Raw genomic sequence first — 24,554 nt, 5'->3', positions numbered from 1 at the left:
GTTACCACAGTGCTAAAAACTGAAACTAATCATCTCTTTAGAACCTAGTTTTTTTGCCCATTGCTGATACTCATCCCTAATTTGAGTTGACTTTTGTGTAATATGCCGCAAAGATTGGATGAAATCGTCTATCTCAAGCTCTGAAAAAAATAACTGCTCTTTCCCTTCTATAAGTTCTTTTAACTGTTTTAACAAAATTTTAAATTGGTAATAAAATTTTCTTTGGTATCCTGGAACTAAAAAACATTTTTCCATAACCTCTACAAGATTTTTTTCCAAAATAGGTTTAACTAAAACTTTATCCGCACCTAAGTCTAAATATTTTTTCGCTTGTAAATCACCATGCGCGCTACAAACAATCAACGGTGTTGCTTGGTTAAGTTCACACATACGCGCCGCCTGTATAACCGCTTCACCCGACTGATCGGGTAAGCCCAAATCAGTTATAATTAGCGTATATGGTTTACTCTGTATAAGCTGAATGGCGGCGCTAGCTTTGTTAGCTACTTCAACCCGATAGTCTAGATTTGATAAATAATTACACAGTAAATACTCGCAAATATTATCGTCTTCTACCACTAAGGCTTCTTTTATTATTTGGTGATTTTCTATTATTTCTTGTTGTTCTTGTTGCTCCACTTTCATGTCCTTTGACTAAAATTTACTAGAAAAAGGATTATGAAACGTATAAAACATAAAAAACACCGTTATATAGCGCTATTATTATTTTATTGATATAATATATAGTGTGGATTATCATCATTAATAAAATTATTTAAAAAAATAATTCAAAGATAAATCAATTAAATTTTCTTATAAATTAGGTTATCGCTTATTAAAAAATGCCAACCATTCTTAACAGCGACTAATACTATTTTAGCTCTACTTGTACATTGAAGTATATAGTTCCGTTATAATCGTTGTTATTGTTCTAAGCCTAAGCTTTAAAGTATAGGCTATTTCTAATGCACTATGCCCTTTTATTACCCCTATAAATACTTGAGTTTGTCTTCGTGTTAAATTTTGATTATGATTTGCTCAATATCTAATTTCCCTTTTCTTTCAGAAATAGTAAAATTATCTACACAAATATTAAGCCCCACAATTCCAATCACCTCTTCTTTACGGTTATACATTTTTACTTTTGTTATTAAGAAATCATGAAATCCATTTTGGACTAGCACTGTTTCTTTATGGTTAATTTGTGGTTGATTAGACAATGCCTGCCTATCAGTTAAAATAAACGACTCTGCTGAGGGAGCCCAAATTAAATCATAATCAGATTTTCCTTGTAGTTGTTTAGGAGAATCAACGCCAGCATACATGGCGGTTGAATCACTACACTCTGAGGCTATGTATCTAAGATTAAGGTCTTTAGCAAAATAGTTATGATTTGGCATCCTGTTTAAAAAATCATCTTTTTTTACTTCTTGCAACCCCCCGCCATCTTTACCGATATCCTTGGTCATAACCCCTCCTGATTGATATTAGAATAATAGTTTTTATAAAGTTAGGTTGCTTGTCTTCACAGCGAATCGGATCAAGTCTTTAAATCTGGCTTGTGGCATAAATATTTATCCTGTTATTTTTTATGGAAACATAGTTTTTACTTAGAATAGGTATCATCCGTTTCCTCTAAATTAATAGATCGAATAAATAACTGTTTTGGAGGAAAATAACCCATATGAGTTAATCTATAAACAGCATGATCGGCATTCTTTACATTTAGCGTTTTAAATAAATACGACCTTTTTTGCCGAAGATTCGCTGAATTACTATTTAATGATCGTGCAGAGGCTTTTGTTTCTATTCCACAAGCTGCATCATAGAGCAATCGGATATCCTTCTCTGATATGGCAGGCGCTAAAAGAATTGACAGACCTAAATATATATTTGAAAGATAATTTCTAGCCTTTAAAATATCTTCAGCAGTTGGATTATGGACACCTTCGGTAAGCAGCATAACGTAGGCTGCCGCCTCATAATAAGACTCTTCTATCGCGGCTAACTTGAATTTAGCTTTCTTTCGTTTTGTTGTGCTATTAGCCATTCTCAACTCCTGAACAGTTGATCATTGGTAAGTGTTAATGTTGTTAACACGGTAAGCGCGATTCTCTGCGCTTTTTTCTTTAGTGTTGGATTTATTTTAATCAAAATAGGATTATTTAAAATATTCACAGATGTGATCTGAAAAAACTTTAAAAATAGATAAATTTTTATGCTCACATATGTGATATTAAATTTGATTCGATAAGATGATCGATATAAGCTTGGTACAAGCATGATGCTCGACTCCTAATTACGGTTAGTTGTTGAGATAAGTGCCAGACAGCAGCAGTGTTAGCGCATTGTCGCTGTCACCCCTAACGGGGTTGGCGGGTTTGGATTTAAATATGCCCCTCAACTTAAGTTGAGGGGTGTTATTATTTAATCCCTCTCTTCTAGCAATAGACTGAAATAATCTTTATAAAGTTGGTTTAGTTTCCTTTTACGACGGATTAACTCGATCACGATTGCTTCTATTCTAATCAACCCTTTAGAGTAAAGTTTATACAGATCCTTAATATCTATTAGAGCGATGTCGCCATTTTTTGATAATTTATCGCTAGATTTAGACTTTACTTGAGCATGAAATAAGAGATTAGTCGCTTCATCCCTAAGCTCTTGTAATTGCCGAATTAAACATTTGATTTGAAATAGATAATCACAGGCAGGTTGTTTCAGATGGACTAATTGATTTAAACTGACGTTTGCGGTCATAACTAGCTCCTTAGCAAGATTAAGGTTGTTGGTTGTGTTTGTCCTCAAGGTCTGATTCACCTTGGGGGACGCTTGATACTTTTTCGTAACTCACACGAGCAATATAGCTCGCATCGTCAATACTTTAAATGTTAGTTATAATGCTCTTTTTTTAGACCTCTCCGGATAATCATTTATGAAGAAGCAAGCCTTTAAAAGTAGTAATGCTAAAGATGAAATAGTTAGACTTTGTTTCGATACGCCAATATCTTTAAGAAAAGCTTTGAAGTTACAAGCAGCTCGCGATGATAAAGAAATGAAAGAAGCTTTACATGAGTTAATACAAGGATATGTAGACGGCAAATTTAAACTTAAATAAATAGCGTAATCATTATTGAAGAATTTTTTTAACTTGCCTGTACTGAATTTTGGAGCTAAATCCAAGTGAGTTTGAAATAAAAACATCTTCCTTCCTCTAACTTTGTCTAAATTGAGACGGAGTTTTTGTTTAAAATATTCATCTTGTTTAATTTCAAATAAATCAGTTCTTTGCCCTTGACGATTTCCAATATATTTTTCTAATGCAATCCCTATTGCTGCACGTTCGCTTATTAAAAAAGTCTTTACTAAATCTTCAGTTATATAATTCCCTTCAGCCAAATTTTGCAGAGAAAACTTCCAGCAAGGGATTGTTTTTTTATTTTTTTCTTGGTAAATAAAAAAACTTTTGTGACCGAATATAAGTGTATAATCTTCATTAATGCAGGGTGGTCTATTTATCTTTAAAAAATTCTCTTTATTTTTTAAAGGTTTTAAGTTGGCGGATACATGAATACGACTAGTCAATACATGAATTAATTCACAAGGATAAAACCCCACTTCTTTAAGTGATAAGCAGAGATTTTTTAAACGATAAGCAATTTTAAAAGAGACCAAATCCTTCCAATCCACTTCCCCACGCATCATCCAAACTAAATGTAATGCGAATTTCAGAAGTATTTCACTACGACCACGATACCAATCACTAACACTTTGTTGTGGAATTCCTAAAGCTTCCGCAACCTTTGTTGTTGAACCGAAGTGAGCAATTACTTTTCTTAATGAATTGATGAGCATTATTGATATCCGCTCCTTATCATTATTTTTATGTAAAAGCATTTTATATAAATTACCTACGACATATGTCGTAGGTAAATTCGATAACCTGATAAAGATGGAGCGATAAAAATAAACCTGGTTTAAATAAAAAATTAATAAGGGGATTAAGAATGCAACCGCGACTAATTCGATTACGTGATGCACCAAATTATTTGGGAATGGATCGCCATCGGTTTAATGAAGAAGTGAGACCTTATTTAATGGTAGTGCCAATCGGAGAGATAGGTATTGCTTTTGATCGACTTGATTTAGATGCATGGGTGGACGATTATAAGCAGTGTAAGGGTCGTCCTCCATTAAAGGGGAGACCACAATGGGAAGAAAAAAAATGCCTGGGCTCGTTAAACGTGGGAACATTTGGCACATTAACAAGAAAGTCAACGGACGCCGAATTTCAGAAAGTACTGGAGCAAGCACTCTCAAAGAAGCCGAATGTTTCTTAGTAATGCGCTTAGAGCAAATTCGACAAGCTAGTATTTATGGAATAAGACCAAAGCGGACTTTCCGTGAGGCAACTATTGAGTATTTGCGAAGCAATGCGGATAAAGTAAGTTTAAGCACGGATGCTATTTATATAAAAATGTTAGATGAATATATTGGACATCTACCTATCGAATCTATCCATATGAACAGTCTCAAAGAATTTATTAAAGAACGTGAAAAATCTGGTGCGAAAACAAGGACTATCAACTATGCGCTACAGATTGTACGTCGTATCTTGAGGTTGGCTGCGGATGATTGGAAAGATGAAAATAATCTAACTTGGTTACAAATTGCACCTAAAATAAAGTTGCTCAAAGAAAAAGATAAGCGAGAACCCTATCCACTTCAAGTAGATGAGGAAACCCGCTTATTTAACGAGTTACCTCAACATTTAAAACAAATGGCCATTTTTGCAGTTAATACGGGCTGCCGTAGTCATGAAATCTGTCATCTTAAATGGAAATGGGAAATTAAAATACCCGAAGGATCCGTTTTTATGATTCCTGCAGAAGAAGTAAAAAAACCGTGAAGAAAGGCTAGTTGTCTTAAATAGAATGGCTTTGAACGTAATTGAGTCGGTGCGAGGAAATCACCCAGAATATGTTTTTGCTTTTAAAGGAAAACCAATAACACGGATATTAAATTCAGCCTGGAAAAAAGCACGAATCAGAGCAAAATTATCCCAAGTCAGGGTTCATGACCTCAAGCACACATTTGGACATCGACTACGCTCAGCGGAAGTGAGCTTTGAAGATAGGCAAATTTTACTAGGGCATAAAACTAAAAGTGTCACTACTCATTATTCGGCGGCAACATTAGGTAATCTAATTCGAGCAGCGAATAAAGTATGTGAAATAGGAAAGCATTCAATGGTACTGAGAAGGAGGCTCAGTCATTAAAAAAGAAAACTGAGTCGCGCAAAAGTCGCGCAAGGGCTTTATAGAGTTGACAGTATTTGACCTGACCCCTTAGAATGACGGGCTTCGGGGCTATAGCTCAGCTGGTAGAGCGCTTGCATGGCATGTAAGAGGTCAGCGGTTCGATCCCGCTTAGCTCCACCAATTAATTCAAACACCTACACCAATTTCCAATCTTTTAAAAAATCCCTTACGCGACTTGGAGACGGCCTTCAGTACAAATTAAGATAACCTTGTCAACACCTCGTGCCATACAAAGTCCTTATAGAAATTAAAAATAAAAGCGAAAATTTAAGTAATATTAATAACATTGCTTTATTAGCTCAACATCTTGTAATAGATAAAATTCTTCGCATCAATTATGCTCTACTTTTAATAACCATAAACATATAAATATTCGGAGTTAAAAATGAAATGTTCTAGTTTATTTATAAGCAGTTTATTTTTTTTATTTATTATTTCACCTGGTTTTGCCACTACCTGCCCCTCTCCCGAAAAAGTTCATTCAGCAATTGAAAAATTTGAAGTTTATTTAAATGGGGGATCCACGAACAAGGGAACAAACTTCATGAATAAAAATATAAACTCTAAAAATAAAATTCTATTTTATTTTGGTTCTTTAGAAAGTTTTAAGGGTGCTTTTTATCAAGAAAAGACTAAAGATATAAAAAAATCCTCATTAACTTGTACGTATATATTTTATGATCATAATTATTTTAATTTAAAGTTACGCGATATAGATGCGGATGCTGTAGATGTAACTAAATTTAATAAGAAATACTGGAAGAATTTTTATGGACCCGGTCTATATAGTTGTGAAAATAACGTTAGTACAAATAATTGTAAATTTACGTTAAAGAATGAATGAAGAAAAAGCGTCTTTTTAAAATTGCCGTATAAAGTAGCTATTATTTTGAAAAAATATATTCCATACTATTGAATGATAAAAAAGAGAGCGCTTAATACGCTCTCTTTTTGTCTCTCACAACAAAACAACCCTATTATCTACCTCGGTAAATTGCTGTTGAATCGATGTCGCATTCATCATCGTGCTATTCATCGCATTTACGGGTAAATATATAGGAGTAGCTTGAGATATCGCTTTAAAAAAACCTTTGTCTAATACCCGCTTTAAATCCAATTTCTTGCTTAGCAGCATAAGATAATAACGCTGTATTTATAGACCAAGGGCTTGAATCTTCAGAGACGCTTTCCTTTTGCATACTTTGTACATCACTTTGCTTATCCCCACTGTTAGTGTTCAAAGCAGTATCCATCATCAGTTCAAACTCTGCTTACAAGGCTTTTAAATTTTCTGTCATAGCCGTCACATCGTCTAAGCTCACTTAGGGTTTTTGTTGTAAAGATTGATACTCTTTTTTTCTATCGTCTAAGATATGCTGAACCCAGCGTAATTCGCCTTCTGTTTATAAAATAATTAAGGAATAAAAATCACAATGGTAGGATTCAAACAAAGCTTTGCACATTTTTTGCGTACGGGTCATTTTATTTCAGACAATACACCGGTAACCTCTCAGCAATTAAAAGTAATTACGGATTACATGGAAGCAAATCCAACCTTGCTTGACGCAATTTCACCTCACCAATCTGTCAGGCTCGTAAAAACTCCGGTGAATGGTAAAGTCAGCGAGAAAGATTGTCCTCACTGTCCAAAAAGTATGGAAGTGGAATTAAAAGAAGCAGAAAAAGAATTGCAAGAAAAACTTAAAGCCTGTGAAGAAAAATTAGAGCAATTCTATTAATCGGTAGAACAACGGCTTTTACTGTTTGGAGCACACGCGCCATCCTCGGCAACCACATTAAAAGTCGAAACCCCTGAAAATAAAGAAGAGGGTAAAACCCTCCGCTTTACTTAAACCAAGGCTTTTTCCATACGCGCTAATACTTCTTTTTTACCTAGCAAGTGCAAAGTTACATTAATAGGCGGGGATACAGAAGTCCCCGTTACCACCAGGCGCAAAGCGGGCGCTAATTTACCTAATTTTAATGAAAACTGCGCTGCGGTTTCAACCAATGCATGATGTAATGATTCATTCGTCCAATCATTAAGTTGTATAAACTGAGCTTGGAGCGCCTTTAATGCCGATAAAATATCCGCAGGAAATGTTTGCGGCACAGAAAAATCCGCTTCATAAAAAAACCGACTTTTTTCCGCCATTTCGCGTAGCGTTTTAACACGCTCACGCTGCAACATCACCACATCCTGTAAATCAGGTGAATCTTTGCCTTGTGTATTAATCCCTAATTGCTGCATTTCTTTTTCCAATAACTGGGTTATTTGTTTAGGATCATCGGTTTTTAAATAATGTTGGTTGAGCCAACTTAATTTATCCGGATTAATCGCCGCCGGCGACTTATTTAAATCCGCTATATCAAAAAAGTTGATTATTTCTTCGCGCGAAAAAATTTCTTGATCGCCGTGTGACCAACCTAATCGGACTAAATAATTTAATAAGGCATCTGCTAAATAACCTTCTTCTCGATATTCCAATACGTTCGCCGCACCTTGCCGCTTGCTGAGTTTTTTTCCATCCGGGCCTAAGATCATGGGCACATGCGCATAGATGGGTAAATGTGCGCCGAGTGCCAGCAATAAATTAATTTGTCGCGGCGTATTATTCAGATGATCGTCACCACGAATAACATGGGTAATCTGCATATCCCAATCGTCTACTACCACGGTAAAATTATAGGTGGGTGAACCATCGCTTCGCGCAATAATTAAATCATCCAGCTCTTGGTTTTGAAACCTCACATCGCCATGCACCTGATCCGCTACCACGACTTCGCCTTCTAATGGGTTACGAAAACGAATCACAAACGGTTGATTAGCGATCACGGTTTTACGGTCTCTACAATGACCATCGTAGCGTGGTTTTTTTTGCTGCTGGAGCTGTTCTTCACGCAACGCACTCAGCCGTTCTTTAGAGCAATAGCAACGATAGGCTTTATCTTCGCTGAGTAATTGATTTAATACCGCTTGATAACGTGCTAAACGTTGGCTTTGATAAAAAGGACCTTCATCCCAGCTTAAACCTAACCAGTGTAATCCTTCTAAAATAATATCAACTGCTTCGGGTGTTGAACGCTCTAAATCCGTATCTTCTATACGTAATATAAATTCTCCATTTTTTTTTTTTGCATATAACCAGCTATATAAGGCTGTTCTGACACCACCAATATGTAAATAACCGGTAGGACTGGGTGCGAAACGTGTACGAACTTTCATAACTTTCTCTACTTTCTCTTACTATTTTTATACTCACAGTCATTGGATTTTTGGCAAGGCGCCGTGAAAATCGAGCAACCTTCGTTCCTACAAAATATATGAGGATGGAAAGGTTAGCAAAAACGCCGACAAAAATCCAAGGGCGAAGTGGATTCAACAAAGGGACGAATATCACCCCTACCCTTACGAACAATTCTTGGCAGGCTATCCACTAAATCAACCACGGTACTTGGCTCTAAACCACAGGGTCCACCATCAATAATTAAATCAACCCGCTCGCCTAGCATATCACGCATGGCTTCAGGCTCTAATAAAGGCAAATCGGCACCGGGCAAAATCAAACTGCTACTGACCAGCGGCTGATCGATCATCTCTAACAGTGCATGCACAATTTTATTATTAGGAATACGTACCCCCACTGTTTTGCGCTTGGTATTCATGATGGTTTTAGAGACTTCCTGAGTAGCCGGCAATAAGAAGGTATAAGGACCTGGTGTAGTGGCTTTTAACAAACGGAAAATAGGATTTTCAAGCTGCGCATACTTCGCTAGTTCGGAAAGATTCCGGCATAATAGGGTTAAAGAATGCCTATCATCTAATTCACGAATTTGTCGCAATCGTTGAATACCGTCCTTATTACGCATTTTACAGCCTAAGGCATAGGCAGAATCGGTAGGGTAAACAATCAGCCCCCCTTTTATCAGCAAGCTCGCCGCTTGACGAATCAAATGAAGTTGTGGGTTATCGGGATGGATTTTAAAAAACTGACTCACAGCTACCACTCTTTCCTAAACACGGAGCACTGTTATATACTAAAGGCTAATTTAGCCCACCATTTCGACCACATGCGCTTACTTTTTGATTTTTTACCGATTGCTGCCTTCTTTGTGGTTTATAAATTCTATGGCATTTATGTTGCCACCGCAGCCGCTATTTTAATCAGCCTTGTCCAAGTCATCAGTTACTGGGTCAAACACCGATCGCTGCCTAGTATACAACTTATTAGTCTTATCCTCATCCTCTTATTTGGTGGTAGTACCTTACTTTTCCATAATGAACTATTTATCAAGTGGAAACCCACTGTACTTTATTGGCTCTTAGCTTTTATTGCCCTGATTTCGCACTACATTGGCAAAAAACCACTCATACAGCATCTCTTAGAAACCAATATTACCTTGCCCAACACGGTATGGTCGTCCTTGAATAGAAACTGGTTTATTTTTTTCACCTTGATGGGCTGCATTAATTTATGGGTTGCTTATTCGTTTGATACCAACACCTGGGTCAATTTCAAATTATTTGGTTTCTTAGGCATCACTTTTTTATTTATTCTGCTGCAAGCTATTTATCTGAGCCGTTATATTCAAACCGATGAAAAAACATGAAAACAACTAAAACAGACGATCGTATCTCCTCGCTGCGAACTAAACTTTCGCAAGCCTTGGCACCCACCTATTTAGAAATCATTGATGATGGCGCTCAGCATATTGGCCATTCTGAAGAAGGCGCTGGGCATTTTACGGTTCGCATTAGCTCACCGCTTTTTCAAACTAAGCCGCTGATAGAATGCCACCGCCTGGTTTACGCCGCACTGGGAAATACGGTAGGCACAGAAATCCATGCCTTACGCATTGAAATAATACCCAATCAATAAGCCTTATTAGCCCGCTCGCATAGGCGTTCTAGCATTGCTATTTGATAGAAAATTATCTATGTCGTCAAAATAGTTATCTGAAACGATTTCCTTCGGCGAGCTCTTCTCTTTAAAAAAATGATAGGCCTTGGAAGCAGCTACAACCATACCAGCCGCAGTAACCGCTATCGTTAACACGGCTATTGCTAATGGCAATACAGCTGCAACGGCCAAGGTTGAAGAAACGGCAAAAGCCAATACAGCCAGTGCCTTATAGGTAGATTCCAATAATCGGTTATATTTCACAGTCATTTCAGGGTTATTTTTAGCTTCTACATGAAATTTAGCATTGGATAGTATACGGCCCGGAAGGGTGACAAAACAGGGAATAAAACTGGGCCACACAACCCCAAAACCAAGATAATTTAAACTAAAATTAGATGAATCTGGCTGAGGAATGCCAGCAAATTTGCTCAGAAACCACTGGGTTGCCACAGCACAGTTATCGCCTAAAACAGAGGCATTCTCTTCAGTATCAAGCCAGTAGTTTATCCAACTTTCAGTAATATCACGGGGATCAGCAGTTATATCAAAACTGTATACTGAGCTGGCCTTTGTTATATATTCTTTAGGCCATTTTTCCCATTTATTGGACGGCATCTTCCAACGGTTAAGATTGTAAAAAAGCCGATTTTTATTCGATAAATTTTCTAATACAATCTCAATATGGGAATTAAACGGGCCATGAAAATTTAAAAGATGGACTTTGATCTTAGCCATACTAGCAAACAAAATAAATAACGTTATTTGATAGCGTATCAGACTAATATTAACCTAATATTAAAACGCGAATTTAAGGCTTATAGAGAAATTCTCTCATGGCCAAATCCAGTTGTGCACTCAAGATATTCTTGTTGTTTCTAGTAAGACCAAAGGCATTATACAGTGATTGCCGATGGCGTGCGGAAGTTAATAACGACGGTTGTTCGGTAGCGTTGAATAAGCTAAGTAAATGCTGATACTGTAAATCGTCGATTTGAGATGATTGAGAAAATAAAAGAGTTTTTAACGGCTTATAGTTAGGATCATTCAATAAATTCAAACACGCCTTGCCTGAATGAGTTTGCCCTCCCTTTTTATCATAACGATTCATTATCGCTACCCCAATAAAATTCTTTAGCATCCAGAAAAGGTCGTTTTCGCTCAATTCATTGGCATTTTTTCCATCAAGCTTATTGATTAACTGAGTAAAAATAGCCGCCTTTTTAGAGTTTTTAGCAAATCGCCCCATATTATTGGTCACGTTTTTCATAAACATACTGGTTAATGCTTGCAAATTTTTTATTACCGCTACTTTATCTTCCCTAGCAACGTGTTCCTCTCTTTGATTTTCAGCTAATTGATACTGTGCTAACTGTTGTTGCAGCGATTTATTTTCTTCAGTTAATCGTTGCATTGCTCCCATTAAACATTTAGTTCTTTCTGTAAATGACTGTGTGTGTAATTGTAATCGATCATTAAAATCGGCTTGAAGCTTTTTATTTGATAATTTATTTTTTTTATTAAATATACTTAATTTAGCATTAAAGTCTTGTTGCAATGATTTATACAGGTTGGTCTTTACAAAATATTTATTGCATAAATCATCCATGCTTGCTTTACTCCCTTGTCCTGATGAAGAAACAATTTCCTTAATAAAATTAATCCCTTCATCTTTAGTGCTAGGATCAAGCGATAATAAATCCAATAAAATACATATTGTGTTGTAAGATTCTTGGATTACACTGAAATTTTGATTAGAAATAAAATTCCAAAGGCTGTCGTAATAATTATCTATCGGTAAGTTTTCTAAGGCACCTGCTTTGCAAAAAAAATCGCCACCCGAAGCACTAACATTCTTTGGCGCCCCATCTAGACCATGAGAACCACCGTATTGATCGGGTTTGCCTGGAGCCGATTGTTCTATTCCTAATAATAAACCACCATGTCTTTCTTCCTTAGGCTTAACATAATGAAAATATAAGTGACCGTGTTCACCATTAGGTTGAATTTTATTTTTTGAGTGTTGATTTTCATTTTCTGCACCGCCTAAGGCGATATTAATACCATAATGTCCTTCATAAGAATCACTGGCTTTTGTTTCGGATCCTAAGAAAGAGAAAAAATAGTTATATAGTGTTGTTATTCCATTAGTTATGTTTTTAGCCAGTACACGCATTGCCTCATCGACCGGGTTGACTTTCTTTTCTGCTAAATGCTTATTAGGCATTTGTGCTGATAAGTCTGTTTCCCCTTCTCGTTGCTGTGCAGCAACTTCAGTAATTCCATGAGTTGCTAAATAACGCCAACTCGTATCATCAGGAACAAACCATTTAATAAGTTCTTCACTGATATCAGAAGAAAGCTCAATTAAAACCCTGCTACCGTGAAGCAACGCAGCGGCAATGGGAAAGGTTTTTAGCTTAGAAAAACCCTTTAATTCATGCCAAGGATGAAATTGTTTATCCTGTTTATCTCTATAACTTATATTTCCAAAATAAAGTAATAAGATACTTTTTAAAAGGGTGTGGGCTTTTATTTTATCGGATTCTGACTGGCCATACCGAACAATAGCTTGGCTAAGCATTTGAATATCACGCTCAAGCTGAGTATGAATATCCCCGCTATCACGCGCTGCTATTGTTGGCTGTATTATTTCGAAAGGGGTCAGTGTAGCGTCCTCTTCATCCTCTGATTCTGGATCTAGACATGGAAGTAAATGATTCAGTATCACTCATCGCTTCCTCTAGTGCTGCTGCGATTCTTAAATCTTCACTAGGACCTACATTATTATTTTTTATACCCATTATGCTTAATCACCTAAGTTGATTAATTAATGAATGTATAATACTTATATTAAATAAAAATTAAAGCTTTGTCATTGCGAGCGCGAAAGCGCGTGGCAATCCAGTTGCATGTCTTCTAGATTGCCTTCGCACCTACGGTACTCGCAATGACGGTGGTGACACCTTAAATGGGCAAGGATTGTAGCTGCGGATTTTTGGTATAGGCATCGATAATTTCTTCAGCAATCTGGTCGACTAAGCCTAAACGCGAATCTTCGGTAATCAGTCCTTGTTCTTCTTTCAAATTAGCTAAGCGTTTTTCAACTAATTTTTTGATAGTTCCATTGGGGAATAAGCGCGCTAATACGCGACGTGTCTCAACTGGCCCTAACTGGTGGTAAAGTCTATTACGTAAATTAGCATCTTCTACGGTGGTACTAAACGCCCATAATTCGATAGGGCCTAAGGTTAAGGTTAATAATTGGGTGTTCATTCCTTCTTTGGTTGCAAATTGTGCTAAGAAAGTAGCGCCGCCTTCTCGCGGCCCATGCACACGTGTACGCAAAGCAATGGTTGCAGTAGGCGATAAACCAAATATTTTAGCTGACTTTTCCACCGATTGTGCAGGGCCTGCATCCATAATATAAATGGAAGTTGCAAACTCGACCATGACTTCATCAAAATCATCTAATGATTGTGATAACAAGGCAATTTGAATATTCCATTTACGTCCTTCACGCATATCCACTACGACTTGATCACGCACCGCTTTCGCTTTTGAAGTACGATGGAATTCATCAAATACAATACGCTTAGGATCTTCTCTTAATTCAGCAATACGTTGTTTGTGATAATCACGGTACTGACTGGAAATATCACTCAGATTATCTTCACTTAAATAATAATGTCGCGCTAATGTATAGCGCGCTAACATATACATCACCGCGGTTTGTCGATCCGCCGCATCACCGCCACTCTTTGCCACTTCATCTAAATCTAATGACACAATGCGTGCTTCACCTAAATCAAAACGCGTGACGCGTGATAAAATAGGATATTCTCGAATAGCACTGGAAATCATGCGCGCAAAGGCATTAATTAAAGTTTCACCAGTAGGTGCGGTAATTTTTCCATATAAATCTTCGATAGTGGGTGTACGACAAATAGAGGCGGCATCCGCTAATAAAGGCATGGCATAACGTTGCGCCAACATTGCCTCATGCGGAAAGCCCGATATAAATAAGGCATCCGTTACTTCCCACCACGTCGTCAATTGATCGGGAATAAAACCCATTTCTTCTAAAATACCATCGACTAAAGGCTCAATCCCCGCCGTATACGGACAGGGTTTTTCATCGTCAGAAAGATTTTTATAGAGCTCATCAATCACCAAACCGGCCATATCTGAAATCGCATCGTAAGGCTTGGTTGCACCCAGCGGTGTAGTTAATAGCGTTAAAAAGTTAACTAAAAAACTTCGCTCTTGCGGTGTTGGATAACGACAACCTAACTGGGTATCAAATGGGTTAATTGAATAATCCACCGTCATGCGTAAACGATGATAAGCCACCCAATGGCGATTTTCTAAGGGTAAGGCTTCGCGCAATAATGAAATTAATCCGCTACTAGAAGGACCGATATCAATAATGGCAATGCGCGGTAAACGTTGTAACCCGCCGGCTAAGCACAGTGCTAAATTTAAGGTATTTGAAAGCACCGATTTACCTGAACCGGGTCTTGCATAAATGAGATCAATCCAAGTCGTCTGCTCACTTGAACCTGGTTGAAACGGCCATGGTTTACCATCTGGACTTCTAAATAACTGCGCACCAGTTTTCCAAGGAGATGCAGGCCGTGTAATTGGTAGCATGTAAACGACTTGCGAAAAAGGCACAATCGTTGGCGTTGCGACACTCTGTGCCGACATGCCTAATAGGGTTGAGGCTAAGCCTCCAAACGGATCACCGGATACTTCAGACACATCACAAGAACCCCAACCTTCTATCGCCTTAGCAAGCTCAGCCGCACGTGTTCGAAGTAAAGGAAGCTGACCTTCCGGCGCCCAGGTACACGCCGCAACGCGTAATCGAACCACCGCATCATCGGTATTTATTGCAATATATTGCAATAAATTATTCGCATCACTAAGCAATCGGTTTTGTGCCGATGAAAAGCTTAAGACTGAGGCTAAAACAGATTTTAATTTGATGGTACGTAAGCCATCACTTTCAATAAAAAATGAAATCCGCCAAGGAATTCGCGCCGCTAAAGTCCTTTGTAATAAAGCATTAAACGATTTTATTTCTTTGGGTAATAAATCAATAAAAATACAAGAATAAATTTGATCGCCTAGGCGCACGGTTCTTAAATCGAGGTTTTCAGCATCTCTAGGCAATACTTGTCGAGCCAACGAAGGCCACAGTACATCCGAAATCGTATTGCGCGATCGATCATATTCTTTAGGTAATATCTTATCACCAGGTAAGGCAGGGCGCCAATTTTTATCCGTAAAAATAGGATCCGCCACTGATCGAATTGCATGCACCGCATCATGGACTTCTAAAAGACTGGCAGCAATATTCAAGGTTGATAAATCATGAATAACGGAACGAACAAAGGCATCATGGGTATCACGTAAATCAGGAATAGCTGCAATCGCATTTTGCGTGATCTGAAAAGGCGGTACTTTCTTATCGCGAATAAATTTTAGTTTGTCTTTTGTTGAGCGCTGATATTGCTCGGTAGTCAAACTTAAAGGACGTGTCCATAAAACAAAATAAACGCTTTCATAAGCACAATGTTTAGATAAAAAAGAAACGCGTTCTTTAAATAAATCACTTAGATTTAAACCTAAACGTTCACTGGTTTGCTGACCCGGCGCTAGGGTATCGTTAATTAAATCAGTAACAACATCTCGGTCATAATGAAATAAAACTTGTAACGCATGTCCCGCACGCGATAAAGCCGTCTGCAAGCTCAGCGTTAAACCTTCGTGTAAACGCTCAAATTCACTGTTACCAATTAACTGCGTCACACCTGAAATTTTAATTAAGGAAATTAAAGAACCATCATGTGCGACGATAACCGTAGGGCTATCGGCTGTTTCTAGGTCACAATAAGACTCCGTGGTTTGTTTCAGCGACGTACTTAACCAAGCAAGGAAGGTATCGATACCATCTAGAAAAGAATTAAATAGGCTAGCCATTGCTTTCTACCTCAAGTTATCAAAGAAGAAGCATTCAAGCCAGATTCGCTTTTAACCCCTGCACGTGAAGGCAGTAAGCGAATAGAGGTAAAAAGTTCCTTTTCAAATAATGAGGCTTTATAACCCGATTCAATTAATAACTGTCCAAACAGCGCGGGATCCTGCATATTTTCACCCCACTCGGCTTCTATAATTTGTGAACGTAATTTAAGGTGGCGATACGCATTTTGAGCAGATTCTTTGTATTCGGTATTATTATTCATGGCTTTAAATAAAAGATGACACAACCCATTCAGATAATTTTGTTCTATTTCAGGTAAATAAATTAATACCCCACCACCCTGTCCGCCCACGCCTACGGATTCCAGAAAAACACACTGTGTACAGAAAACACAGGCTGTCACTAAGTTTGAGGCTTTATTATTAAAATAATTGTGATCCAAATTAATAATTTCGTGATGTTGTCTAGATTCTAAACCACAAAATTGACAACAAAATTCATCACGCGCCAAGATTTTTTTACTAAACTCAGTAAAGCGCAGATCAAGCTTGCGGCGCATAAAAAATCGCCAGCCCTCAGGGTTTACATTTAATTTAAGGGTAAACACGTTTTTGTTTTTAATTACCTATTAACCCGGTTGTACCATAAATACCTGCAGCGCCACTGGTATCGCCAAAGACGGTTTGACCTGCAATCGCAAATATCTGCGGTAAAAACATCAGTGAGGAACCCACAAATAACAACGCAATCGGCGTACCAATAGGAATTTGCGTAGGATTATCTTTGTGCGCTTTAAACTTTAGCATCGAAGCCATCACAAAGCCTATACCTGCCATATAAGCACCAGCGGTAATTAACTTGGATAAACCATAAAATGACTGTGTGATCGTTAACGCCATATCACCTAAGGTTTTTACCCCTTCTGCATGGCTAATAGCCGCATAGCTTCCTGTCGTCAACGCAACAATAAAAGCGAATAAGCTGTGTTGTATTCTAAAAAACCTTCCCTGACGATCATTTTTCTTTTCATTCATGTCATTCATGATAATATGGATAACCTCAATACTTTTTTATATCACATCCGTGACGTAGTTTTTAAAAACGAGTATCCCGCCTCTATTTTAACAAAACAAATCCATTTATTTCACTAAAATAGAGGCGGGGATTACCCGCTCTATACTTTCAATACTTGAGTTTTCGGCAACATAGCCAAAAACTCAAGTACGAAGCATCGTGTGTTAGGCACCTCCGGCCAAACCGGTCACACCGTAAATACCACCCGCGCCACTCGTTCCACCAAAAATCGTTTGACCAGCAATACCAAAGATATTGGGTAAAAATATTAATGCGGCACCAATAAACAATAATGCAATCGGTGTTCCAATAGGAATTTGTGTAGGATTGTCTTTATGTGCTTTGAATTTAAGCATCGATGCCATTGCAAAACCAATACCCGCCATATAAGCACCCGCGGTAATCAATTTAGCCACTCCAGCAAAAGAACCTGTTAATGTGGTTGCGATTGCACCTAAATTCTTCTGGTCATCTGCTTGAGCCAATGCCGTATAAAGAAAAGGAACGGTAAATAGCGCTAGCTTTGCTTGCCAACTCATAAAGCGACGCACTAGTTTTGATGCAAGGTATTTATTTTTCATTCTTATATCTCTCCGAACAACTAAATAATAATAGGATTACCAACATAAAAAACCATAAAAAACCTTAAGAAATGCCAAAGCTCGCTTGCAGCATCTCCCGTGTCCCTTCAATATTAATGGCCAATAAGCCTGCAATGATATGTGTCACGGCTTTTCCAAAACTACTACGGCCGTTAGGGTTTGATGTATGCGTGAGGTAAACCCAACCACGTATAAACGAAATAGTACCTATTAATTGTATAAAGCGCAAAACTGCTTGCGATACCAACGGACTCCATAGTCCTTTAGCTGGCTGATAGCTCATCGGATCAACCACTGTGGTCGTCGCAAAGGTCGACAATAACATGCTTTTAAGCGCCGTGGGTGTATACAAAAGCGCTGCGCCAGCGAAAAACACCATCATAGTCGCTTTGAAATTGGTTTGCACCGACATCATAGTACGAAGATCACCGTACACCTTCAGCTGATAAACACCCCTAAAAATAAAGGCAATACCCATCAGGTAAGCTGCCGCTGTGATCAAACGGTAGATGTTCGGAAACTCATTCGTCATGCTCACTAACATGTTTTCTACTTTTGGAAATCTCGTATTAGAGCATCCACTCAGTAGCAAACAGGCCAGCAAAGGTAACAAAAAACGACTTAAATTTTTAAACGATTCAAACTTTATAGCTAACATGGCATTTATCTATCATCAGGACTATAGCCAATCACAGCACCTGAACTAAAGGTAACAACACCTTGATCCGCATTAATCGAATCAAGAACACCATAACCCGCTAATTTATCACCCACACCTAAGGTAAGCGTCGTACCTTCTTGTGTAGTTAACCACACGCGACCCGGGATAATCGCACGAACGTAATAAATAGGTTTTGGTATTTCTTTTTCGGCCACGGCCTTTTTTACAGGTTTTATTTGGCTTTTAATTAATGTTTCTTGACCCGCATGTAGGCTTTGAACTTCATCATTAACTTGCGCAAGCTGGGTGGTTAAATTAGCGAGTGTTGTTTGAATACTCGATAATTCTGAATCCAATGATTGAATTGACGACTGAACGTCCAATTGCCCTTGTGCTAAATGATCCAAACGAGTGGTCGTACTATCAACGTTAACCACCATACCCTGCTTGCTGGCATCTAGTTTGGCAACCGGTTTAATCTTTTCAACCGCAGGTTGCTTAACACCATGAAAAAGCCCACTGAGTAATTTATAGGTACCAAATATTAAAAGGATAAAAATAAATCCAGCAATAATATTCTGGCGATTGATGCGCTCAAAAATACTCGGTGTTTCTGGCGCAGCACTCGTTGCAGAAAAATGAGCCGCTGTCTCAGGTTCTTGGAATTGGTACTCTTCTTCATTCACATTATAAGTTTTTTTATCCATCATAGCCTCGTACTATAAAACGTTGTAAAAAATAAATTTATTGCGGCAACGCCGGTAAATCTGAAAGAAACAATATACCCATCGCTGTACCTGAATAAACATGTACGGTCGGTGGCGTATTAAAAATACTGCCTAAAGCGGCGGCATACTGCACACCCACTTGACCTAAACCAACAAAAATTCTATCCCTAGGCTTTAAATCAGGCGCTTTATTATCAGGGTTAATCACAATGGCACCTGAATAGTTTGCATTTGACGCTAAAAAGGACTGTCCATAACCTTGAATAAACGCGGAAGCAAATAAAGTACCGTAACGCAGCCAATAATGGTTATCGGTGTAACTTGATAAAGCGGTACGCGCCGTATTGTCATCAATCGCAACGGTATTAATAGGGATACTCTGGGACAATTTAGGCATGGTCATCGTATTAAAGGAAAGTAATACTTTCTTTTTCTGATTGCTTAAGGTACCAATTAAACGTGCGCCTTTAAATTTACCTTGCACAATTTCTGCCAACACAGGACCAGGCTCATCACTATTCACTGCGGTTAATAGCACCGCATACATAATCGTTCCTGCGTTAACAGCGGGGGGCGCGCCGCCCGCTGTTAACGTTGTTGCAGAAGTTCCAGCGCTGCCTAGGCTTAGATTTCTATCTGCCGAAGGCGTACCTGCCACATACTGCTGCGTAGGTGAACCCCATGCGACAAACAATTGATTCGCCTGTGTTGACATGGACGACTGTATTTGTTGTTGTAATTGTTCTGCTTTTTGCGCTGAGATTTGTTGCGCTTGCCTATCGAGAATAGCTTGCAAAGCTGGATTGGTAGCATCGGATGTGCTCGGCAGCAAACTCACTGAAGACGATTGATTTAAAGCAGCATTTGGATTTGTCGGATCATTGCTAGCAAGCGCCGATGAAGTGGGCGGCGTCGTACTGCCTAAAGGATTAGCTTGTGCATCACGCGCAATACCATCAGCACCCATGCTGGCAATGACTCGTCCTTGGCTATCTCTTACAATGCCATCACTACCCACCGTTCCGACTAATCGACCTTGTTTATCATAAACCGGTGTACCGGGTGCAGTAGCGCCTACTTTTCCTATGAGCTGTTGATTTTGATCACGTAGCGTTCCATCACGACTTAAGGTACCTAGAACCTTGCCATGTTCATCACGTACACGACCATCCGATCCGACAGTTCCTATTATTTTACCGTCACGATCATAAACAGGCGCGCCAGGAACCATACTAGAAGTACGTTTAGTCATACCACCTAGATAAGCACGTCCTATTGATTTGCCATTAGCATCCTGCACAACACCGTCTGCATTGACTTGACCAATGACATTACCTTTTGCATCGCGTACCTTGCCATCAGAACCCACTGTTCCAAGTAAACGGCCTTGTGCATCATAAACTGGTGCACCTACGTTACTAACACCGGTTTTAGCAATAATTTTTCCGTCCGCATCACGCACAGTACCGTCTGCACCTACGCTGCCAATCACATTACCTTTTGCATCACGTACTTTGCCATCGGCTCCGACCGTACCCAGTAAACGACCTTGTGCATCATAAATCGGTGCGCCCACACTACTCACACCCGTTTTACCAATCACTTTTCCATCGGCATCACGCACAATACCATCTGCACCTACGCTACCAATCACATTGCCTTTTGCATCACGTACTTTGCCATCGCTGCCCACTGTTCCTAGCATACGACCTTGTGCATCATAAACAGCGGCACCCAGGCCAGAATTTGTTAATTTAGCGTTGACTGCTTTTCCAATCACCGCGCCTTTAAGATCACGTACTATTCCATCAGCCGAAACTGTACCAATCACTGCGCCTTTAAGATCACGAACTTTACCATCGGCACCGACATGACCGATTAAATGACCTGTTGCATCGTAAACAGGATCACCTGATGCAGGAACAGCAGCACTTCCAATCACACTACCATCTGTCGCACGTACTAAACCATCTGGCCCTACTTGACCGATAATTTCTCCATTTTGGTTACGTACTTTACCGTCTGGTCCTAAACGACCAATCGCCTTACCTTGTGTATCGTAAATTAAGGTACCGGATCGTAGATCGCTGGGTTGTAATAGCGAAGCGCCTGAAGCATTGAATGCTTTATTCGCTGAAGAAGCGTTATTTTCACAACAGGCGCAAGGTTTACAACACGAGGTACAGCCACCCAATTGATTCTGTGACTGACTATTAAATTCAGAGCTATCCAATAAGGTAGGAATAACACTGGCACCGGTTTTTTCTGCAAGCGCTGCTTGTTGTAAATTTTGTTGCTGCTGAAGGCGTTGATAATCCGCCGATGGTGATTGCTGAAGACCACCCGGAACAGACTGTATATCGCTTGGCGCATCTTTTAATTGAACTGAAGAATCTGCTGCCGGCGCTGTTCGATTGATTAAGTGTTTAAAACCTAATAAAAAACCAAACAAAAGAATTAAGACCGTAACAATAATAATGCTACGTGTTCTCACATTCTTAAATACATGTGTAATATTTTGTAATTTAAGATTCATAGGAATCCTTAAAACCCTTCAACTTTTAATTGTATTGATTGACCATCTTGAAAACCTAAAATAAGTGATGTTTTAGGCATTTCATACGCTTTCATACCATCAGGACTGGACATGGTTGCAATCCATGCCGGAGAAATTAATGTCAAACGTGTACGCAGATACAAGTGATTACCGCTATACCACGCTTGTGCAGGAGCGCCTGAAACCTTTAATATAGTGCTCCCCTGTGGGGCAACACCTTCTAAAATATTTAATAAGGTCGGATCCGCACTATCTGGCAATGCTCGCCCTAACAAGGCTTTAGCATTTGGACCATTACCTGGAACACGTAGATCAATACGATAATCAACGGCCTTTTGACCAGAAATTAATGTCACCATAACCGGTGTGGATAAGCCTTGCAGCTGCACCGCAAGATTACCTACGCTATACAAAGCTGTGGCTTGTATCATCAATAAATTGCTTTTTTTATCCCACTGAATATTAAATGACTGAGGATTACCGATATCATAATTATCAACGGGCCAAGGCTGTCCTGTAGAATCTACAAATGCGACTGTTGTCACATAACCTTGCGCTAAACGAACCACTATCGGTGTTGCACCGGGTTCTAATTTAACGTACTGCGAAGATATAGTGGGTCGCGGTGGCGTACCTGGTGTTGCGGCTGCAGCCGCCTGTGTTTGATTAAACAACGCTCTTAAGCGTTGGATCTGCTCCGGTGTCATCGGCAACATGGTTTGTGTCATCGAGCCAAACGCTGCTTTATTCAAGGCGTCCACTGACACAGAACCATCATCACTCGCATTTGAATTATTATTCGCAGCCGCACTATTTCCCGCCGAAGCTGATGCTTGTGTAGGTGCTGCCGCATTATTACCAGCTGCTTCTGCCGTGGTGCTAAACGATCCTATTAATAGTATTCCCATGACACAGCAAATGTATCGGTGAATAAAATTAAGTCTATGGTGCGATTTTAAAAGGAGTCTATACATGGTGTGACTAACCGGTAATACCGCCGCCTCCTGATACAATGAATTGCGCAATACCAATACCACGGGGTGATGCTAAAGGCGAAACACGCACAATAAGCATCGTCACAGTAACTGATTGCTGTGAAAATTGGCTAGCACTTTGAAATGTAATTAACATAGGGATTTGTACTTTCCACGTATAACGACCCAACATAACACCCTGTTCGAGTACAACAGGTACACCCGTTGCTACAGCAGAAACAATGAGCTTTTTAGCAATCACCGCCTGCAAATTATTGGAGCTTTTTACGGCATTGAAAAACATCTGTCTACCTTCCTGGGTAAAATAATCCGCTGCTCGTTGTAGTGCCTCTCGATAATTAACAAAGTTATAACTATATGCAGCAGTAGCCGCTGTGTTAGCCCACTCTAATACAGTAGAATTATTCAGGTTAGGACGATCAAAGGGGATTAAAGGAACCAGGCGACCATCATTGCTCGTAGCAAAATAGCGTGGTGCAGGCGGATGCGTGACGATATAAAATAACGCCCCGGCTAAAGTCAGCACAATGAAGAAACTGATTAGTAATGCCGCTACAACCTTCCGATAATTATCGCGATAGAAGTCATTGCGTAATTTAACGACTTGGAGTGCATCTTCTTTCATTATCATCTCTCTTACAATTTATTCTTATTAAGCACTCGCTTGTACAGGCAAATCCAGAGAGACCAAGCGAGTTATTTGCCCATCCATAGAAGTAGCGTAAATGTCCGAAACAGGACGGAAAACAGCTAGATAAATAACTAAAGCGCTGAGCAGTAAAATAGTAACTAACGCTACCAAAAGTCCGATACAAACTCGATTATAATTATCTCGATAAAAACCTTTTCGAGACCTCACTAACTCAATTCGGCTGCCCACCTTACCCCTCTACACCTACTACAGGATTTATTTGAGCGAACTATAACCATAGTTATTAGAAAAAGCTACATTTAAATATATTATTTAATTATTCACAAACATTTTATATATTTTCGCCTATTTTCCAAGACTAAAAGGCTACTGACTCTGTTCCGGTTGTAATAAACGAGCCCTTATTTCTACTGAAAAAACACCGGGTGCATCATCACTAAAGCAGCCCGACCCTTGTTTTTGCTTATCGCTGACACCTGTCCAAGCCGTTGCGGTAATCAGCCGGGTATTTAAACCACGTTGCAAAAGGTAATCCACAATCGCTTGTGCCTGCTGCTGTTCTAAACTGGTATTTGGTTTAAAGTCATCTGCAACCTCTAACGAGGGCGTATAGGCTAAGACATTAATACCAAAGTTTTTTCTCTGATTAAGAAAAACCACTATCTGATCCAAACTAGGCGATGATGCTGGTTTTAAAACATACGTGTTTTTACTAAAAAATCGCTTAGTAGGAAGCACTAAACGCAATTCATCCCCAAGTTGAATCACTTGTACCCCGCCTTTTTTCAAATTATCAATTTGATTTTGCTGCTGATACACGGCAGAACCCGGCACAATTGGCATAGGCATATCGCTAGGACGCTGACTTGCACAGCCACTCAGCAATAAAACACTTAAAACAAAAAAATAGCATGATTTCATAGCTTAAACACTTATCGTTATAGTTATTTATTAGGGGCATCGTCATTACGAAGCCCCTCTATTCATCGTCATTGCGAGCGCCGCAGGCACGCGGCAATCCAGAAAGTACAGAGCCTGGATGGCCACGCTCATTTCATTCGCTCGCCATGACGG

General features: G+C 39.2%; 28 protein-coding genes and 1 tRNA gene. 8 read left to right on the top strand and 21 right to left on the bottom strand.

Annotated features, from left to right (window positions below):
• Window positions 1-12 precede the first annotated feature (12 nt).
• The 6 genes from DMP02_RS03090 to DMP02_RS03065 all read right to left on the bottom strand — a co-directional run bounded on the left by DMP02_RS03090 (window position 13) and on the right by DMP02_RS03065 (window position 3,855).
• Window positions 13-645 carry a response regulator transcription factor gene (locus DMP02_RS03090; RefSeq protein ID WP_126322619.1) on the bottom strand — a complete coding sequence of 211 codons (633 nt, stop codon included), beginning with the start codon at window positions 643-645 and terminating at the stop codon, window positions 13-15.
• Between the two features lie 237 nt (window positions 646-882).
• A complete protein-coding gene (locus tag DMP02_RS07540) occupies window positions 883-984 on the bottom strand; it encodes a hypothetical protein (protein WP_408608711.1) in 102 nt (33 codons plus the stop codon).
• Window positions 985-1,016: 32 nt separating this feature from the next.
• Window positions 1,017-1,469 carry a PAS domain-containing protein gene (locus tag DMP02_RS03080; RefSeq protein WP_126322618.1) on the bottom strand — a complete coding sequence of 151 codons (453 nt, stop codon included), beginning with the start codon at window positions 1,467-1,469 and terminating at the stop codon, window positions 1,017-1,019.
• A gap of 137 nt (window positions 1,470-1,606) precedes the next feature.
• Window positions 1,607-2,050, bottom strand: a complete 444-nt coding sequence (locus tag DMP02_RS03075; RefSeq protein WP_126322617.1) for a hypothetical protein — start codon at window positions 2,048-2,050, stop codon at window positions 1,607-1,609.
• 377 nt (window positions 2,051-2,427) lie between these two features.
• Complete coding sequence (locus DMP02_RS03070; RefSeq protein WP_126322616.1) at window positions 2,428-2,760, bottom strand: hypothetical protein; 333 nt, start codon at window positions 2,758-2,760, stop codon at window positions 2,428-2,430.
• 135 nt (window positions 2,761-2,895) lie between these two features.
• Window positions 2,896-3,855 carry a Cro/CI family transcriptional regulator gene (locus tag DMP02_RS03065; RefSeq protein ID WP_172593969.1) on the bottom strand — a complete coding sequence of 320 codons (960 nt, stop codon included), beginning with the start codon at window positions 3,853-3,855 and terminating at the stop codon, window positions 2,896-2,898.
• A 152-nt stretch (window positions 3,856-4,007) separates the two neighbouring features.
• Between DMP02_RS03065 and DMP02_RS03060 the strand changes: the two genes are divergently transcribed.
• From DMP02_RS03060 to DMP02_RS03045, 5 genes are all read left to right on the top strand, one after another.
• Entirely contained in the window at window positions 4,008-4,340 is a 333-nt protein-coding gene (locus DMP02_RS03060; protein ID WP_232019608.1) for a hypothetical protein, read from the top strand.
• Window positions 4,341-4,342: 2 nt separating this feature from the next.
• Window positions 4,343-4,909 carry a site-specific integrase gene (locus DMP02_RS07355; RefSeq protein WP_232019607.1) on the top strand — a complete coding sequence of 189 codons (567 nt, stop codon included), beginning with the start codon at window positions 4,343-4,345 and terminating at the stop codon, window positions 4,907-4,909.
• A 25-nt stretch (window positions 4,910-4,934) separates the two neighbouring features.
• Window positions 4,935-5,279, top strand: a complete 345-nt coding sequence (locus tag DMP02_RS07350) for a tyrosine-type recombinase/integrase (RefSeq protein ID WP_232019606.1) — start codon at window positions 4,935-4,937, stop codon at window positions 5,277-5,279.
• 86 nt (window positions 5,280-5,365) lie between these two features.
• A tRNA-Ala gene (locus DMP02_RS03050) sits at window positions 5,366-5,441 on the top strand.
• Window positions 5,442-5,706: 265 nt separating this feature from the next.
• Window positions 5,707-6,165, top strand: a complete 459-nt coding sequence (locus DMP02_RS03045) for a hypothetical protein (RefSeq protein ID WP_126322614.1) — start codon at window positions 5,707-5,709, stop codon at window positions 6,163-6,165.
• A 235-nt stretch (window positions 6,166-6,400) separates the two neighbouring features.
• On the opposite strand, the gene DMP02_RS07205 is transcribed toward DMP02_RS03045, so the two are convergent.
• Window positions 6,401-6,577 carry a hypothetical protein gene (locus DMP02_RS07205; RefSeq protein WP_172593968.1) on the bottom strand — a complete coding sequence of 59 codons (177 nt, stop codon included), beginning with the start codon at window positions 6,575-6,577 and terminating at the stop codon, window positions 6,401-6,403.
• Between the two features lie 177 nt (window positions 6,578-6,754).
• On the opposite strand from DMP02_RS07205, the gene DMP02_RS03040 reads away from it, so the two are divergent.
• Complete coding sequence (locus tag DMP02_RS03040; RefSeq protein WP_126322613.1) at window positions 6,755-7,060, top strand: hypothetical protein; 306 nt, start codon at window positions 6,755-6,757, stop codon at window positions 7,058-7,060.
• Window positions 7,061-7,170: 110 nt separating this feature from the next.
• Here DMP02_RS03040 and gltX read toward each other — a convergent pair whose 3' ends face one another.
• Both gltX and DMP02_RS03030 read right to left on the bottom strand, forming a co-directional pair.
• Window positions 7,171-8,547, bottom strand: a complete 1,377-nt coding sequence (gene gltX / locus DMP02_RS03035; RefSeq protein ID WP_126322612.1) for a glutamate--tRNA ligase — start codon at window positions 8,545-8,547, stop codon at window positions 7,171-7,173.
• A gap of 113 nt (window positions 8,548-8,660) precedes the next feature.
• Window positions 8,661-9,320, bottom strand: coding sequence for an L-threonylcarbamoyladenylate synthase (locus DMP02_RS03030; protein WP_126322611.1), 660 nt, complete (start codon window positions 9,318-9,320; stop codon window positions 8,661-8,663).
• A 72-nt stretch (window positions 9,321-9,392) separates the two neighbouring features.
• Between DMP02_RS03030 and DMP02_RS03025 the strand changes: the two genes are divergently transcribed.
• Both DMP02_RS03025 and DMP02_RS03020 read left to right on the top strand, forming a co-directional pair.
• Window positions 9,393-9,932 (top strand): septation protein A, encoded by a 540-nt coding sequence (locus DMP02_RS03025; RefSeq protein WP_126322610.1) that lies wholly within the window; start codon window positions 9,393-9,395, stop codon window positions 9,930-9,932.
• The gene (locus DMP02_RS03020; RefSeq protein ID WP_126322609.1) at window positions 9,929-10,201 is read left to right on the top strand and encodes a BolA family protein; all 273 of its coding nucleotides are present in this window, start codon (window positions 9,929-9,931) and stop codon (window positions 10,199-10,201) included. The genes DMP02_RS03025 and DMP02_RS03020 overlap by 4 nt, the downstream gene beginning before the upstream one ends.
• 6 nt (window positions 10,202-10,207) lie before the next feature.
• On the opposite strand, the gene DMP02_RS03015 is transcribed toward DMP02_RS03020, so the two are convergent.
• The 12 genes from DMP02_RS03015 to DMP02_RS02955 all read right to left on the bottom strand — a co-directional run bounded on the left by DMP02_RS03015 (window position 10,208) and on the right by DMP02_RS02955 (window position 24,401).
• Window positions 10,208-10,960 (bottom strand): hypothetical protein, encoded by a 753-nt coding sequence (locus tag DMP02_RS03015; RefSeq protein ID WP_126322608.1) that lies wholly within the window; start codon window positions 10,958-10,960, stop codon window positions 10,208-10,210.
• Between the two features lie 73 nt (window positions 10,961-11,033).
• A complete protein-coding gene (locus DMP02_RS03010) occupies window positions 11,034-12,953 on the bottom strand; it encodes a hypothetical protein (RefSeq protein ID WP_126322607.1) in 1,920 nt (639 codons plus the stop codon).
• Window positions 12,954-13,189: 236 nt separating this feature from the next.
• Window positions 13,190-16,210 carry a type IV secretion protein IcmB gene (locus DMP02_RS03005; RefSeq protein ID WP_126322606.1) on the bottom strand — a complete coding sequence of 1,007 codons (3,021 nt, stop codon included), beginning with the start codon at window positions 16,208-16,210 and terminating at the stop codon, window positions 13,190-13,192.
• An 11-nt stretch (window positions 16,211-16,221) separates the two neighbouring features.
• Window positions 16,222-16,818, bottom strand: coding sequence for a type IVB secretion system protein IcmJDotN (icmJ, locus tag DMP02_RS03000; RefSeq protein WP_126322605.1), 597 nt, complete (start codon window positions 16,816-16,818; stop codon window positions 16,222-16,224).
• A 10-nt stretch (window positions 16,819-16,828) separates the two neighbouring features.
• On the bottom strand, window positions 16,829-17,245 hold the full coding sequence (locus DMP02_RS02995) for a type IV secretion protein IcmD (protein ID WP_126322604.1): 417 nt from the start codon (window positions 17,243-17,245) through the stop codon (window positions 16,829-16,831).
• A 204-nt stretch (window positions 17,246-17,449) separates the two neighbouring features.
• Window positions 17,450-17,866 (bottom strand): type IV secretion protein IcmD, encoded by a 417-nt coding sequence (locus tag DMP02_RS02990; protein WP_126322603.1) that lies wholly within the window; start codon window positions 17,864-17,866, stop codon window positions 17,450-17,452.
• Window positions 17,867-17,930: 64 nt separating this feature from the next.
• Window positions 17,931-18,545 (bottom strand): hypothetical protein, encoded by a 615-nt coding sequence (locus DMP02_RS02985; RefSeq protein ID WP_126322602.1) that lies wholly within the window; start codon window positions 18,543-18,545, stop codon window positions 17,931-17,933.
• A 5-nt stretch (window positions 18,546-18,550) separates the two neighbouring features.
• Window positions 18,551-19,258 (bottom strand): hypothetical protein, encoded by a 708-nt coding sequence (locus tag DMP02_RS02980; protein ID WP_126322601.1) that lies wholly within the window; start codon window positions 19,256-19,258, stop codon window positions 18,551-18,553.
• A 34-nt stretch (window positions 19,259-19,292) separates the two neighbouring features.
• Window positions 19,293-21,812, bottom strand: coding sequence for a 5-fold beta-flower protein (locus DMP02_RS02975; protein ID WP_126322600.1), 2,520 nt, complete (start codon window positions 21,810-21,812; stop codon window positions 19,293-19,295).
• An 8-nt stretch (window positions 21,813-21,820) separates the two neighbouring features.
• Window positions 21,821-22,741: a DotH/IcmK family type IV secretion protein gene (locus tag DMP02_RS02970; protein WP_126322599.1), complete on the bottom strand. Its 921-nt coding sequence runs from the start codon at window positions 22,739-22,741 to the stop codon at window positions 21,821-21,823.
• Window positions 22,742-22,814: 73 nt separating this feature from the next.
• Window positions 22,815-23,453: a type IVB secretion system apparatus protein IcmL/DotI gene (locus DMP02_RS02965; RefSeq protein WP_126322598.1), complete on the bottom strand. Its 639-nt coding sequence runs from the start codon at window positions 23,451-23,453 to the stop codon at window positions 22,815-22,817.
• A 393-nt stretch (window positions 23,454-23,846) separates the two neighbouring features.
• Window positions 23,847-24,401, bottom strand: a complete 555-nt coding sequence (locus tag DMP02_RS02955) for an OmpA family protein (RefSeq protein WP_126322596.1) — start codon at window positions 24,399-24,401, stop codon at window positions 23,847-23,849.
• Window positions 24,402-24,554 lie beyond the last annotated feature (153 nt).

This window comes from Candidatus Rickettsiella viridis, assembly GCF_003966755.1.
Classification (GTDB): domain Bacteria; phylum Pseudomonadota; class Gammaproteobacteria; order Diplorickettsiales; family Diplorickettsiaceae; genus Rickettsiella_B; species Rickettsiella_B viridis.
This window is presented reverse-complemented; position numbering and strand designations above follow the sequence as displayed.